The sequence below is a fragment of the Pseudomaricurvus sp. ABR4_320 genome (assembly GCF_056159445.1).
In genome coordinates this window covers 326,563-340,711 of record NZ_JBSWVF010000002.1, presented here as the reverse complement: position 1 = coordinate 340,711, position 14,149 = coordinate 326,563, and the positions used below count along the sequence as shown (strand labels likewise).

Annotated in this window: 12 protein-coding genes; 7 read left to right on the top strand and 5 right to left on the bottom strand. The window is 48.0% G+C overall.

From position 1 onward, the window contains the following. Positions 1–83: 83 nt before the first annotated feature. Complete coding sequence (gene soxR, locus ACXAFR_RS04695) at positions 84–545, top strand: redox-sensitive transcriptional activator SoxR (protein ID WP_475172733.1); 462 nt, start codon at positions 84–86, stop codon at positions 543–545. Positions 546–816: 271 nt separating this feature from the next. Here soxR and ACXAFR_RS04690 read toward each other — a convergent pair whose 3' ends face one another. Next, positions 817–1,890 carry a Gfo/Idh/MocA family protein gene (locus ACXAFR_RS04690; protein WP_475172730.1) on the bottom strand — a complete coding sequence of 358 codons (1,074 nt, stop codon included), beginning with the start codon at positions 1,888–1,890 and terminating at the stop codon, positions 817–819. 442 nt (positions 1,891–2,332) lie between these two features. Here ACXAFR_RS04690 and ACXAFR_RS04685 point away from each other — a divergent pair, with 442 nt between their 5' ends. From ACXAFR_RS04685 to ACXAFR_RS04665, 5 genes are all read left to right on the top strand, one after another. Then, a complete protein-coding gene (locus tag ACXAFR_RS04685; protein WP_475172725.1) occupies positions 2,333–2,689 on the top strand; it encodes a cyclophilin-like fold protein in 357 nt (118 codons plus the stop codon). Between the two features lie 172 nt (positions 2,690–2,861). Then, positions 2,862–3,848, top strand: a complete 987-nt coding sequence (locus ACXAFR_RS04680) for an alpha/beta hydrolase (RefSeq protein ID WP_475172723.1) — start codon at positions 2,862–2,864, stop codon at positions 3,846–3,848. A gap of 159 nt (positions 3,849–4,007) precedes the next feature. Continuing rightward, positions 4,008–5,231, top strand: a complete 1,224-nt coding sequence (locus tag ACXAFR_RS04675) for an MFS transporter (RefSeq protein WP_475172721.1) — start codon at positions 4,008–4,010, stop codon at positions 5,229–5,231. Between the two features lie 97 nt (positions 5,232–5,328). Then, complete coding sequence (locus ACXAFR_RS04670) at positions 5,329–6,207, top strand: DUF3737 family protein (protein ID WP_475172716.1); 879 nt, start codon at positions 5,329–5,331, stop codon at positions 6,205–6,207. 2 nt (positions 6,208–6,209) lie between these two features. Next, entirely contained in the window at positions 6,210–7,400 is a 1,191-nt protein-coding gene (locus ACXAFR_RS04665) for a MalY/PatB family protein (RefSeq protein ID WP_475172710.1), read from the top strand. A 315-nt stretch (positions 7,401–7,715) separates the two neighbouring features. Here the strand turns inward: ACXAFR_RS04665 and ACXAFR_RS04660 are convergent, their stop codons facing one another. Continuing rightward, positions 7,716–8,927 carry an NAD(P)-dependent alcohol dehydrogenase gene (locus ACXAFR_RS04660; RefSeq protein ID WP_475172704.1) on the bottom strand — a complete coding sequence of 404 codons (1,212 nt, stop codon included), beginning with the start codon at positions 8,925–8,927 and terminating at the stop codon, positions 7,716–7,718. Positions 8,928–8,995: 68 nt separating this feature from the next. Beyond that, entirely contained in the window at positions 8,996–10,129 is a 1,134-nt protein-coding gene (locus ACXAFR_RS04655) for a cupin domain-containing carboxymuconolactone decarboxylase family protein (RefSeq protein WP_475172700.1), read from the bottom strand. A 255-nt stretch (positions 10,130–10,384) separates the two neighbouring features. Between ACXAFR_RS04655 and ACXAFR_RS04650 the strand changes: the two genes are divergently transcribed. Then, the gene (locus ACXAFR_RS04650; RefSeq protein ID WP_475172695.1) at positions 10,385–11,308 is read left to right on the top strand and encodes an AraC family transcriptional regulator; all 924 of its coding nucleotides are present in this window, start codon (positions 10,385–10,387) and stop codon (positions 11,306–11,308) included. A 55-nt stretch (positions 11,309–11,363) separates the two neighbouring features. On the opposite strand, the gene ACXAFR_RS04645 is transcribed toward ACXAFR_RS04650, so the two are convergent. Together ACXAFR_RS04645 and ACXAFR_RS04640 are read right to left on the bottom strand one after the other, a co-directional pair. Further along, on the bottom strand, positions 11,364–12,236 hold the full coding sequence (locus ACXAFR_RS04645) for an amidohydrolase family protein (RefSeq protein WP_475172690.1): 873 nt from the start codon (positions 12,234–12,236) through the stop codon (positions 11,364–11,366). A gap of 148 nt (positions 12,237–12,384) precedes the next feature. After that, positions 12,385–14,085, bottom strand: a complete 1,701-nt coding sequence (locus ACXAFR_RS04640; RefSeq protein ID WP_475172684.1) for an acyl-CoA dehydrogenase family protein — start codon at positions 14,083–14,085, stop codon at positions 12,385–12,387. Positions 14,086–14,149: the final 64 nt, after the last annotated feature.

Below are 14,149 nucleotides of genomic sequence, written 5' to 3'. Positions count from 1 at the left end.
CCCTGATGATGTAAAACTTCCATGCTATGATCTCAACCTAACTTGAGGTCAAGCGCTAAATTGAAAAATAAGTGGACGACACCATGGCAAAAAGAGAATTTAACGTTGGGATGCAGCGACTGAGTATCGGACAGATTTCCAAACGCAGCGGCATTCCTATTTCTACACTGCATTTTTATGAAACCAAAGGTCTGGTGAAAAGTGAACGAAATGCCGCAAATCAGCGACAGTACCCGCGCCATATCCTCAGGCAACTAGCGATCATAAAAGTGGCTCAAAGTCTTGGTCTGTCTTTGACAGAAATTCGAAAACACCTAGAGACCCTACCCAAGCAAGGACCACCAACCGCTGAAGATTGGCAACGAATGTCTTCGGAATGGAAAGATGAGCTGGAAGAAAAAATCGCCAAAATGTCGGCGCTGAAAGAAAAGCTTACCGAGTGTATTGGCTGTGGCTGCTTATCGGTAAGTGACTGCCCACTCCGCAACCCAGATGATCAGGCGGAAGCATTTGGGCCAGGTGCAAGGGCTTTTGACCCTCAGTAGCTACTGATCGGTAGATACGCCGCTAGACGTCAATTGGATAATAAGGACATAGAAACGTTTATAGTCACTCACCGATCAGCATAAATTCATATCTGCTAGGAGGGCCTCATACCGCGGGTAACCTGTTTCGAGCTAGTATTTAAGATAAAAGCCCGACGTATAAACCACCATTAACAGCAATTATGAAGCCTATCCAATAAAATCTTACATTTCGTGAAGATCTTAGATTGATAGAAGAAATCCAACATTGAGATATCCTTTTAGCACCACCTTAACCTTCAATTTTGGCTAACAATTCATGCAACTGTAAGGCATCTGCAAAGCTGGGAGCACTACGGGAACCAGATCGAATATCGTTGGCGACCAAAGCATAAATACCTGCGACATTGCAGGCGATGACACCTTCTGGCCTGCCTTCATAATATTTCGCAGGTGTGACGAGTTTTACTAATTGCTGCTCTGCACCCTGTGCGCCCTTGATAGTCAGCTCCGCAAATTGTCCATGTCCGATATTTCCGGTGATCTGGATATCGCCGTAGGTGCCGTTGATCTCCCAAAGTAGATTCGTGCCCCGGCATATGCCACCTCTATAGTGTGCGCTGAAAGCTACACCGCTAGTAAAGACACCATTGACCAAAATCTGGTCCGAGTCAGATCTCTCAATCTCTGTATTGGTTTCACTAACACGAACTTTTTGACGACGACTCAACAACCGGCCAGAAATGTCTTCAACATCACCTAGAACTTCCTTCATTCCGGCTAAGGTATGCGCAAACGGAATTTCCAACATGGTGGCTCCGTTGTCTTTGTCATACAGGTAAGCGTGCTCTGCAAGAGTTTCAGCCCCCCAATTACCACCAGAGCCAATCAACGTTGTTGACAAAACCTCTCCCACATAACCATCTGCGAGCAGCGCCTTCAGATATAAAATTTCCGGGGCGGTACGCATCTGTGTACCTACCGTCGCCGATACGCCTTTTTCATCGGCAAGTTTGGCTAACGCCTTTGCTTCATTTAGTCCGTTACCGAGCGGCCACTCACTGTGGACATGCTTACCAGCGTTGAGGGCAGCTGTAATGTACTCGTAGTGATGAGGAACTTTAACGGTTACAACAACGAGATCGACGGCGTCGCTACACACTAATTCCAAGGGTGAATTAAATGCGTGCCTTAACCCCATTGCTGACGCCGTTTTCTGGGCACTTTCTGGCGTAGAGTTGGCAACACCAACGATTTCAAAATCATCGGCTAATACGTTAAGCGCAGGAATATGAGCCGTCGCAGCCCAATGGCTCTCGGGATTTAGACCAATGAACCCTATTCTAATCCGCGTATCAGACTTCATGATATATGCTCCAACGAGTCTATATGTGTATTTCGCCCTGCCACACAGAAGGAACATTAAACTCCCTCGGTATTGCGCAATTCATCTCTTCAACGTTAACTGAAAGGACATCGTTCAGCTTGATACATCGGCAAGGCTGCTCTATTTGGAATATACTACCTTGAAAATCTGTGGAGCAGATTGCCTAATTGTCTTTCAATCTTGTAAATTAATCCTTAAATGACGTTTCCAATTAAAACATCCCCGAGTCTTAATAGTAAGAAGCATGCTTACTTATAAGACCACATCTCTGCTAATCAATCCCCCAGATAAAAAATAGAATTAGGCATTAATCTCGGCGAATTGGTATAACCTGAAACGTATAGCTTTGAGACCCTAGACGCCGGTACACCTATTTGCCTCTGAGGCTTCCGGACTTGAAATTACAAAAAGGAATAATGAAGTGTCAAAAATTCGATTTATTTTTAATACTGGTGATCAGTTAACAGCAACTTTAGGAAGCAACAGTGCAGCGCTGGATTTTGTTACATTGCTGCCGCTTAGTTTGAAATTAGATGACTATCATAATATTGAAAAAGTAAGCAATTTACCGAAGCGCTTATCGACCAAAGGAGAACCGAAAGGTTATCAGCCCTCGAAAGGTGATATCACCTACTATGCGCCTTGGGGAAACCTGGCGATTTTTTATCGTGACTTTGGATTTGCCAGTGGATTGATTCGACTAGGACAATTCGACAATGACATATCGCTTATCAAAACGTTAAAGGCTCCTTTGTCCGTTACCATAGATGTTGTATAGCGACTGTTCATCTTTGTAAAAATATTTTAATTCAGCTACCGAGGTTATAAACAATGTCAATAGGAAATAGCTCCAGTAGAAATGTGCAATAATCGAATAGCTTTCATATAACGCACCTTCTTCTACCTACGGCATAGTAACCCTACCGTATTTCAAACGAGGAGGCGCCAACATGCCACTAACTCAAGAATGGGATAAGACCTTTCCCAAAAGCGAAAAAGTTAATCATCAGAAGGTAACGTTTACCAATCGTTATGGCATTACTCTCGCTGCGGATCTCTATATCCCCAAAGAGATTAAAGAAAAATTACTTCCAGCTCTGGCAATTAGCGGACCTTATGGTGCAGTAAAAGAGCAATCTTCAGGGTTATATGCACAAACTCTGGCCGAGCGCGGCTATGTAACCGTCGCTTTCGACCCATCTTTCACGGGCGAAAGTGGCGGCATACAAAGCGGAGACAATAAAGAAGTTCGCAATATCGCCTCTCCTGAAATTAACACCGAAGATTTCAGTGCAGCCGTCGACTTCTTAGGTCTACAGTCCCAGGTGGAACGCGAAAAAATCGGAGCCGTTGGTATCTGTGGTTTTGGCGGCTTTGTTCTCAATGCCGCCGCCGTCGACAAGCGGATTAAAGCTGTTGTCACTACCAGCATGTACAATATGTCACGCGTGACAGCAAACGGCTACTTTGACTCCATGACCAAGGAGCAACGTACCCAGGCACTAGAAAAAATGAGCGAACAGCGTTGGGTCGACGCCAAAGCCGGTGAAGCTGCCTTGTCTGGTATGGGGCTGCCCGAAAAGTTAACCGGAGAAGAACCTGAATTTGTAGCCAATTATTTCGACTATTACAAAACAGATCGCGGTTTTCATCCCCGCTCCATCAATTCCAATGGTTCCTTTACCGCAACCAATGGGTTTCCATTGATGAATATGCCGCTATTAACCTACATCGACGAAATTTCGCCACGACCAATTCTGCTAATTGCTGGCGCAAACGCACACTCACGTTACTTTACAGAAGACGCCTATAAAGCAGCTGCGGAGCCCAAAGAAATGCTAATTCTAGACGGTATGGTGCACGTGGATCTGTATGACCAGGCAGATAAAATCCCCTTTGATCACATTGACGAATTCTTTGAAAGAAACTTAATCTAATCGAGATCATTCTACGACTAAGGGGCTGTATCTTCAGCCCCTAAAACGACTTAGACATCAAGATTTATGCCCCAAAAAAAGTCACGGGTCGTTCAACCTATTTTGTAAAAGAATTGTCGATGCACGCTCTGTACATCGGTAGTTTCAGGAATCATCAAAATGACAACTTCGCGCACCTTTGCTTTTTGGGGCGCTGCCTCCGCCCTAATTTTAATCTATGCGTCTTCTGCCTCTCCTATTCCGCTGTATGAAATATGGCGCATTGAAGGGAATCTGAATTACTCCGATTTATCACTCAGCTCTGTCGCCTATTTCGTCGGCGCCGTTACGGCGTTATTGCTGTTTGGGCGACTATCAGATTTTTGGGGGCGCAAGACAGTTACCATTACGGCTTTGTTATTTGCTGCAGTAGCGAGCGTTTTGTTCTTAAACGTTAACAGCTCGCTGCCTTTGATCCTAGGACGTTTATTACAGGGACTGGCGAGCGGTCTCTCATCTACAGCAATGACAGCCTGGGTTGTCGATACCGTCAATCCAAAACACAAAGCGCTGCCTCCGTTAATTATCAGTACAGGCCCTATGTTGGGCTTATCTGTAGGCAGCCTAGGAGCTGGCAGTTTAATCAGTTTCGGCCCTTGGCCGCACTCACTGGTTTTCCTAGCAGTCTTGCTACTAATTATTCTTTCTCTCGTGAGCTTGTCTTTTGCCGAGGAATCCGTCACGTCTAAACCTGGCGCTCTGGGGTCTCTAAAGCCTTCATTTGGCCTCCCGGCGGCTGGGCGACGCTGGTATCCCGCAGCCGCGATTGCCTTCACATGCACCTGGGCAATGGGTGGATTCTATCAAGCGTTTGGACCCACATTGGCTGCAGAATACCTGCATTCCGATGCACCGATTGCAGCTGCAATAGTCTTCGCCTCATTTATGTTGCCCAGCGTGTTGGGCTCTGCCTGCGTCGGCCAATTGTCAGCGGCGAAAGCGTTGGTATTGGGTATGTTGGTCTTTGTGGCCTCGATCATCGGCTTGGTGTTTTCGCTCTCGTGGGGATCTTTCACCCTATTTTTGGTGTTTAGTACCGTTGGCGGCGCAGCACAAGGCGCTGCGATGAGTGGTGGTGTTCGCAGTCTATTGATCAATGCTACACAGGACGAACGGGCTAGTTCGCTTTCTGTAGTCTACGCCACAGCCTACACTGGCGCTGCGATTCCGACGTTGATCGTTGGGCGACTAACCGACAATTTCAGTTTATTGGAGCTAGCTTCTGGATATGCAACCTTATCTACGGTTGGCTTTCTGTTGTTGTTTTTTTTGGTCAAAGCCCTTTCCAACCGAGACAAGGTTTACCCACCTCTGCCCCCCCTTGCATTGGAAGAGCGAAAGTAAGCTGATTTGCAGAAGATTTTTCTTTAAGCCTTTCTGAAAAACTTCAAACTTATGAATTCAATCGCTTTTACGCCTGCTTTATTTATAGGTTTTTCTTATGAAACTGATTTCTAACACCACTTTCGAGGGCGAACGCCCTTGTTTTTCTCTACAAGATACACAATTACAAAACGTAAGAATTTATCCCGGGGAATCCGCGATAAAGCACAGTAGAAATATCATTGCCGAGCAGTGTGAATTTATGGGCAAATATCCCTTTTGGCACAACGATTATGTGACCATAAACAAAAGCTGGTTTACCACCTATGCGCGAGCCGCCATCTGGTATAGCCGCAATGTGCATATGAGCGAATCTCTGGTTGACGCGCCTAAAATGTTTCGTCGAGTGGATGGACTGTGGTTAGATAAAGTAACCCTATCGAGCGCGGAAGAATGCTGCTGGAATTGTAAAGATATTCACTTCAACAAAGTTAATATCAACAAGGGCGACTATCTTCTGATGAACAGTGAAAACATCGAAATTGATGGGATGGTATTAGAGGGGAATTACAGCTTTCAAGACGCTAAAAATATCGTCATTCGTAATTCGGTACTGAACTCTCGCGATGCCCTATGGGGCACAGAAAACTGCACGGTTTACGACTCAATACTAGACGGGGAATTTTTGGGTTGGCATTCAAAAAATCTGCGTCTGGTGAATTGTACAATCAGTGGTACCCAGCCCCTATGCTTCGCAAAGGATCTTGTCATAGAAAATTGTTTAATGGAAGGCGCCGACTTCGCCTTTGAGCATTCCACAGTAGACGCTGACATTAACAGCCATGTGATCAGTATACGCAATCCTGCTGCCGGTAGAATTCGCGCTAACTCTGTGGGTGACATTATTGTCAATGAGCACGGACAGCCGTCCACGCACTGTCAGATCGATATCAAAACGTCACAACATGATCAATACCGTACGGAAAAGGCTCACTAATTTTGACTTCTCACTTTGACACGTCGTTTTTTAGTAAACCTATTGAGCGCAGAGGTAGTGGCTCCTATAAATGGGATTCTGCAGAAAACCCAGATATGCTGCCCATGTGGGTTGCAGATATGGATTTCGCTACCGCACCAGCAATCATTGAGTCATTGCAACAAAGAGTTAACCACGGCGTATTCGGCTACGCAAAAGTTCCTTTAGATTATTACTCAGCAGTACAGAACTGGTTCCGTTCGCGACATAATTTTACTATCGATGGCAGTCATTTGCTGTACACAACCGGTGTCGTTCCGGCACTGTCAGCGATAATCCAGGCACTATGTCCACCAGGAAGAGGAGTAATTGTACAGACGCCAGCTTACAATTGCTTTTTTTCATCGATTCGTAACAGTCAGTGTGAGCAAATATTCAGCCCATTGGTATATGACAAGGGTTGCTATCATATCGATTTTTACGATCTGGAACGCCTAGCCGCTGATCCCAACAATACAGTATTGTTGCTGTGCAATCCCCACAACCCCGTAGGGCGCTGCTGGACTGAAGAGGAATTGCGACGTATGGGCGACATCTGTATTGACCACGGCGTCACCGTACTTGCAGATGAAGTTCACTGTGACCTTGTCATGCCGGGCTATAACTATTGCCCCTTCGCATCTCTTGGAGATAGGTATTTAAAGAACTCTATTACATGCACTTCTCCAAGCAAAGGATTCAATCTGGCCGGGCTGCAAGTGGCAAATATCCTCGCATCAGACGATGGAATACGCCGTCGTATAGATAAACAGTTGAATATTAACGAAGTCTGCGAGGTCAGCCCCTTTGCCATTGCGGCCTTGCTAGCGGCTTACAATAACGGCTCAGAGTGGTTAGATGGGTTGCGAGATTATCTGCTGGAAAATTACGACTATCTGACAACGTATTTCAAAGAACATTTACCAATGTTACACGTCCTGCCGTTAGAGGCCACCTACTTAGTTTGGGTGGATATCTCTGCATTGGGAATTCATAGCAGGCAGCTTTGCGAACAGTTGCGAAAGCGACAAAACCTCTGGTTAAGCGAAGGGACGATTTATGGCCAAGAAGGTGAGGGCTTTATTCGAATTAATATTGCTACTCAAAGAACTCGGCTAAAAGACGGCCTCGATAGGATAAAGGCCGAACTCAATTTAAAGCTCTGTGCCTCGTAATGCTTCATTGTTACCAATACGTCTATCTGGGAAAAAATCTGTGTCACACAACTTGTGCGGCCATTTGCACTCTCTCACCAGCCTAGTAAGATTTGACAAATAAGTAGGTATAGAATCTAGATATGCTGCTGGAAGCAGGAAGTCTACTGTCTCAGAAGTCAGCTTCCCACAACCTACGCCAAGCTCTGATGTAAACCCTCATAGCCTGGCGCAAAAGATCAATAAAAGAACAATTTATCCCGTATCTAATTAAGGCATGGGTAGCGATACAGACCTTAAACAATCCATTTTATTCACCTATAGAATCTGTGATTCTCAAAACGTTGAGGCGTCAATCACATACCGATAGCGAGCTTTTTTGGAGACGACATCCGCCCACGCTTGATTGATCTCTTCGGCGTCGATCACCTGAATTTCCGGCAGAATATCGTGTTCTGCACAGTAATTCACAACATCCTGAGTCTCTTTCATATCACCAATCAAAGACGCGTTAAAATTGACACGACTAAACGCCAAACCTAGCGCATTGACTGTCACTTCCGACTTCTCCGGCATTCCAACCTGGGTGTAGAAACCAAACGGTTTCACCAATGATGCATAAGCGGCAACATCATAACTGACAGGCAAGGTGTTGATGAGACAGTCGAGTTTACCTGCGTACTTCAAAAATGCCTCAGCATCATCAACGACAACAACATCTTTGGCACCAAACCCGAGGATGTCATCGACTTTATCTCGACTCGTTGTAAAGGCAATGACGTCAGCCCCTTTAGAAACCGCCAACTTAACGGCCAGATGACCAAGCCCACCTATCCCGGCAACACCGACAGTCACTCCGGGCTTTAAACCAAACTTCAACAGTGGCGAATACGTAGTAACACCCGCACAGAGCAGTGGTGCCGCATCTTGAAAGCGAATGGCTTCTGGAATATGAACCGCGTAGTGATCTTTCACCACGATGTTATTGGCGTAGCCGCCCTGAGTGATACCCGTGGGGGAAGAATCGTCCGGAAAACCGTAGGTAAACTTCGTGCCTGGCGCATATTGCTCGCCATGTTCACAGTCGGTACATCCGTCGACCATACAGCCAACCCCGGCTCTATCGCCAATTTTGAACTTCGACACCTTGCTGCCAACGGCCGATACAACACCCACAATTTCGTGACCGGGCACCTGCGGGTACTGCTGCGGGCCCCAATGACCTTTCATTTGATGAATATCTGAATGGCAAATACTGGCGTATTTCACATCGATGAGAATATCGTTTTCACCGACAGCCCTGCGTTCAAATTCCCAAGGTCCCAATTCACCACTGGTGTCAAATGCGGCATAGCCTTTGGATTTCGTATTCATTGTCATTACCTCTTTTGTCTCTTCACTTGACGAGGCGCTTGTGGATGCAAGCCCGGACGTCGCACTCCCAGCGAAAGCCATAGCGCTTCCGGCAGCAACCGTGTACTTAACAAATTCACGTCGATAGATCTGCGAATGTTTCTTTTCAGGAATGCTTCCTTTTTCACGACTCATCAAATCATTTTCCAAATCTATTCACGTCATACCGTCTCATTTCAACATTTCTGAGACGACAAACTGGTCTACCCTTTTTCATCTAGTACAGCCGCAGCGACTCGCAGACCTGTCGAGCGAGTCACACGCGCTTCCAATAATTCACTTAAATCGTCCAACTGCTGCTGACTTACACCAGCATTTCGTGCCATGCCTATGTGGGATGACAACTGCGAATCAGTTCCTGAGAGTGCCGCTAGAATTGCAACCGTAAGAATTTCTCGGTCTTGATAATCGAGAATGCCTCTGGCAAAAACATCGCCAAATAAATGTTTTTGCAAGAAGGTGTTTGCCACAGGGACAAAGTCGAACAACGGACCGGCAACTGGACGCCCCGCCAACTGGGTTTGCACTTTGGTTCCCAGCTCTTGTGCAGCAGCGCCTTCCGGCAACGCCTGAGCCATCTCACCGGCAGCATCCTCTTTACCATCCGCTTTGCGTTGATCAACAACGGACATAAGTGTGCCCAGCGCATTCAGCGATTTAGGAAAACCGCCATAGGGATAAAGGTGCACCAGCGCCTCTTTCAATTCATTGATCGAAACATTGGCATCCAAGGCACGATTGAGAGCAATCTTGAGAGAGCCCAGATCATCTGCTGCAGCAAAGGCCACGACGGTCGCCAAATGTTGATGACGCTGGCTCAAGTGACTGAGTTCTAAAGTTTCATTGCCAACAGCATCAAGTGCCGCTTGATACTGCTCATCGGTCACCTTGTCTTTCCAGATGACGGCGTCGCCATCTTTACTCGCAGTTACAACAAAGTGGGTCATCGCACTATTGGGTGTAGCGCCATGCCAGTGATCAACCCCTTCGGGACACCAGACAGATTCGCCCTCGTGAAATTCAACCACCTGGCCTTCGCGAGTCGCCGTGATAGCAGTACCGCGGGTGACCACCATGTGCTGCCCTGCCGGGTGCTCATGCCAGGCAGTACGAGCACCGGGTTGAAAAGTCACATAAGCCCCGGAATAAGGAACACCATCGCGCTCGGGAAAGGCCATGGCCACATCCACCTGGCCGGTAAAGGTTGCCTCAGGCCCAGAGAAGGTTGGTAGGCTGCCTGCGCCATAAACGACTTGATCTTTTGCCGCGGCGACGTCAACGGACAATCCAGCTATGGCAAGTAAGGTTGCCGTAGTTAATCGTGATTCATTCGACATGCTGACCTCTCTGAGTTAATTCAATTGCATTCTTTGTGTGCAATATTGAAACGCTATCAGCCTGACTGGCGGTAGAATGATTATCTCGAATTATTGCCCATTCCTACTTGCATAAAGCAGTCATGAGAAATATTAATAAGTGATTACAAGCTGGCTCATTATTACCATTGTCTATTTCTACAATTATCTGTAGATTTTTCAACCGCCCTCAAGACATAATTGCCATTCAAAATACTTGACGACCTTAGCAAGACAATGGCGAAACAATCCTCACCAGCAAATACAGATGCGAACTTGGCCGCGTTAATTGCCGAGAACATCGGCCAGAGCAACCGTGTCACGCCACTCATTTCAGGTTTGAGCCTACACCATTGGCAAACCCCTACAGACCCGACGAGCTATCTGCTATCACCGAGCATCTGTCTGATTGGTCAAGGGAAGAAACGCGTCTTTCTGGGCGAAGATACATTTGTTTTCGACGCGAACACCTTTCTGATCACCTCGATCGAATTGCCGGTGGTATCACAGATTTTAGAGGCGACACCTGAGCGCCCTTACCTAGGGCTAACCATGGAAATGGATCTTAAGGTGATCTCTCAGCTCATGCTGGATCACCCCATTCGAAAAGATAAGCGCACCTATGACAAGCGACGCGGCGTCGCAGTGAGCCATCTTCCCGACGAGTTAGCAGATGCGTTTCGTCGACTGTTGTTATTACTCAGGCAGCCAGACGACGTTAGCGCTTTGGCACCGTTAATTCAGCAGGAAATTTTTTATCGACTGTTAAAGACAGAGCAAGGCATCCACTTGCGCAATATTGTGACCAGCGGTAATCACAGTCACCAAATTGCGCAGATGATTGATTGGCTAAAAGTTCATTACGCCAAAACTGTAAAAATTGACGAGCTTGCTCAAGAAGCAGGACTCAGTGTGTCGGCCTTTCATCATCACTTCCGCGCGATGACGGCCATGTCACCCCTGCAGTATATTAAAAAAGTGCGTTTGAATGAGGCTCGACGACTGATGTTGAGCGAACATCTGGATGCGTCTGAAGCCGGGTATCAAGTGGGTTACGAAAGCCCGTCGCAATTCAGCCGGGAATATAGCCGAATGTTTGGGGCACCACCGTTGCGCGACATTAAAAAATTAACAGAAATTGCGAATGCGGCCTCTACCTGATGCGATGGAGGCCGTACAGGAAGATGGAAGCTTAACGCCATCTTCCTTGTAAAAATCAGTTTCTCAATCCCAATAACTTTGCAGCATTCTCTTTCAAAATAAGCGGCATGACTTCCTCTTTAAAACCGGCTTTTGCTGCGGCGGCAATCCAACGCTCTGGCGTAATCAGAGGAAAATCTGAGCCGAACAGCATCTTATGTTTGAGCTGTGTGTTCGCGTATTGAATCACCTGCTTGGGAAAATACTTGGGCGACCAGCCAGATAAATCGATATACACATTCGCTTTGTGTAATGCCATCGACAGGCTTTCATCGGTCCATGGCCAACTGGGGTGCGCCAGAATAATTTGCATATCCGGGAAATCTGCCGCGACATCATCCACCAGCATGGGCTGGCCGTACTTCAGTCGCACGCCTCCACCACCCGGCATGCCGGTTCCCATTCCCGAATGGCCGGTATGGAAAATCGCAGGCATTTTGTATTCCGCAATCACTTCGTACAGCGGATACGCCATTCGATCAGCCGGATGAAACCCCTGCATTGGCGGGTGAAACTTAAATCCTTTTATGCCGTACTCTTCGATCAACATGCGCGCTTCGCGCGCGCCTAATTTTCCTTTATGAGGATCAATAGACGCAAAGCACATCATGATATCGTCGTTATCTTTCGCAAACTGAGCGATCTCCTCATTGCGAATCCGCACCGCACCGATTTCACTTTCCATATCGACGGTGAACATCACCAATGCCACATTCTGGCCGCGGTAATAGTCGATGGTTTCAGGAATGGAGGGACGCTTGCGATCAACTTTAAAATACGATGACGCCGCGTCAAAAAACTTTCCCATTACCGGGTCTTCCGGGTCGTGGCAGGACACCTCAGCGTGGGTGTGTATATCAATGGCAATTACTTTATCCGGATCTATCATGCCGCGGCTCCTTAACATCTATTTTACTGTTATTTTATGTTGTTTATCGGCGGGGTTCCGACGCACCACTCTAGCAAAATCGCCAAGACACAAACCAGCGGGAAACAACCTGTTGCAACAGTGATACGCTTGGAGTTTCTCTGAGTCCCTAGAATGAATTCAGAACGTCATCGATCTCTGTCACGTTGTCGAGAGAGATCTCTGCTTCCAAGGCAGCAAATTTTTGTCCTGCCTGGGATAGCGCCAGTCTCCCACATGCCGCCAGCTCTTTATCGTCAGAGCGACTGAGCCTTGCGGCCATCCAGGCGTGGGCGACTTCTGTGGCCAAATAGAATGCCGGGCGAGTTACCGCGTTCAAACGTTTCGTATCTGACTCCAGCGATGCCAACACATCAGATACTCTGCTGAGTGACGCCAAGGCTTCGGTTAACACGTCTGCGGCCATCCCCTCTGCCGAGGCCTGCTCCGCCTCCAGCGCGGCAACAAAACTGGCATAGCCACCTTTTGGATTTAACCACTGACGCTTCACTAAATCCTGGGATTGCATGCCCGTCGTGCCTTCGTAAATCGCCAGCACACGGGCATCACGCACATATTGCTCGACCGGCCATTCACGAGTAAAACCGGCGCCCCCGAAAACGGTCACGGCATCCGAACTGATTTGATAGGAGCTTTCCGCACCGCTGTTTTTAACGATGGGCAGTAGCCACCCTAAGAGTGCAGCGGCGTCTTTATGCTGTTGCAGCGCCGCTCGATCAGCCGTAACGGCTGCCGTATAGATCAACGCTCGTAGCGTCTCCACCCGCGCGCCCATCGACGCCAGCAGCCGACGGACATCCATGTGTTCGACAATCGCGACCGGCGGTTGATCCGCCGGGCCACCCTGGCGGCGCTCATGGGCATAGCTTAAGGCCGCACGATAAGCCCGAGTTGCCAGACCTAAGCCTTGAGCGCCAGTCTGCAGGCGCATATTGATGATCATATGAAAGAGTTGTTGCAAACCCCGCCCCGGCTCACCGATGAGAGAACCCTGAGACTCTTCAAAAGCCAGCACACAGGTGGGTGAACCGTGCAGTCCCATTTTTTCCTCAATGCGCTGCACCACGACACCGTTTTCTTTCCAACCACCGGCGTCATTGGCGATGAGATTGGGCACAAGAAATAGGCTCAAGCCCCGCACGCCAGGTTCCGCACCTTTCACGCGGGCTAACAACATATGTCCGATACGTTCCGCCAGATCATGGTCACCAAACGAGATCCAGCATTTATCACCGACAATACGATACGAACCATCATCCTGGGGGTAGGCGGTGGTGCGAATACGGCCGACATCAGAACCTGCACCCGGCTCAGAAATACAGATGCTGGCGGTCCACTCCCCGGTGACCATGTGAGGAATCCACTCGTTATTGATATCCTCACTGGCAAACCGCGTCAGCACGCGTGTCGCTGAACGGGTGGGCCCGGGCAGCATACCAAAACTGACAGACCCTTGATTAACGATGTCTTCGCTGACGACCGCGAGGCAGCCGGGCAAGCCCTGACCACCAAATTCCTCAGGAATTTCAATGCCCAGCCAGCCACCCTCACAGTAGGTCTGCCACGCCTCTTTGTGACCTGGAGCTGTCTGTACCCGGCCATCCACCAGTTGGCATCCAACGTCATCCGCAACCCGGTCAAAAGGTTCCAGAACCTCATCGGTGACTTTGGCTGCGGCGTCCAATAACGCTGCAGCCAGCTCTGGATCGAGCAGTTCCGCCAGGGATTCATCGTTACTGAGTTCTGAAAATCCATAGGCACCCAACAATTGGGCCAGACATCCGTCGATTCGCTCTCGCGCCTGATTCATAGCAGTGGCTTGCCTCTTTTATGTTTTACCTGCGTTTATGTTTTTCGTGCGGAAAACCGTTGAG

Coding starts and splice junctions, on each gene's coding strand:
- ACXAFR_RS04690 (WP_475172730.1), bottom strand. CDS start 1,890: ATGAAGTCTGATACGCGGATTAGAATAGGGTTCATTGGTCTAAATCCC.
- ACXAFR_RS04670 (WP_475172716.1), top strand. CDS start 5,329: ATGAAACTGATTTCTAACACCACTTTCGAGGGCGAACGCCCTTGTTTT.
- ACXAFR_RS04655 (WP_475172700.1), bottom strand. CDS start 10,129: ATGTCGAATGAATCACGATTAACTACGGCAACCTTACTTGCCATAGCT.
- ACXAFR_RS04650 (WP_475172695.1), top strand. CDS start 10,385: ATGGCGAAACAATCCTCACCAGCAAATACAGATGCGAACTTGGCCGCG.
- ACXAFR_RS04645 (WP_475172690.1), bottom strand. CDS start 12,236: ATGATAGATCCGGATAAAGTAATTGCCATTGATATACACACCCACGCT.
- ACXAFR_RS04680 (WP_475172723.1), top strand. CDS start 2,862: ATGCCACTAACTCAAGAATGGGATAAGACCTTTCCCAAAAGCGAAAAA.
- soxR (WP_475172733.1), top strand. CDS start 84: ATGGCAAAAAGAGAATTTAACGTTGGGATGCAGCGACTGAGTATCGGA.
- ACXAFR_RS04640 (WP_475172684.1), bottom strand. CDS start 14,085: ATGAATCAGGCGCGAGAGCGAATCGACGGATGTCTGGCCCAATTGTTG.
- ACXAFR_RS04675 (WP_475172721.1), top strand. CDS start 4,008: ATGACAACTTCGCGCACCTTTGCTTTTTGGGGCGCTGCCTCCGCCCTA.
- ACXAFR_RS04660 (WP_475172704.1), bottom strand. CDS start 8,927: ATGAGTCGTGAAAAAGGAAGCATTCCTGAAAAGAAACATTCGCAGATC.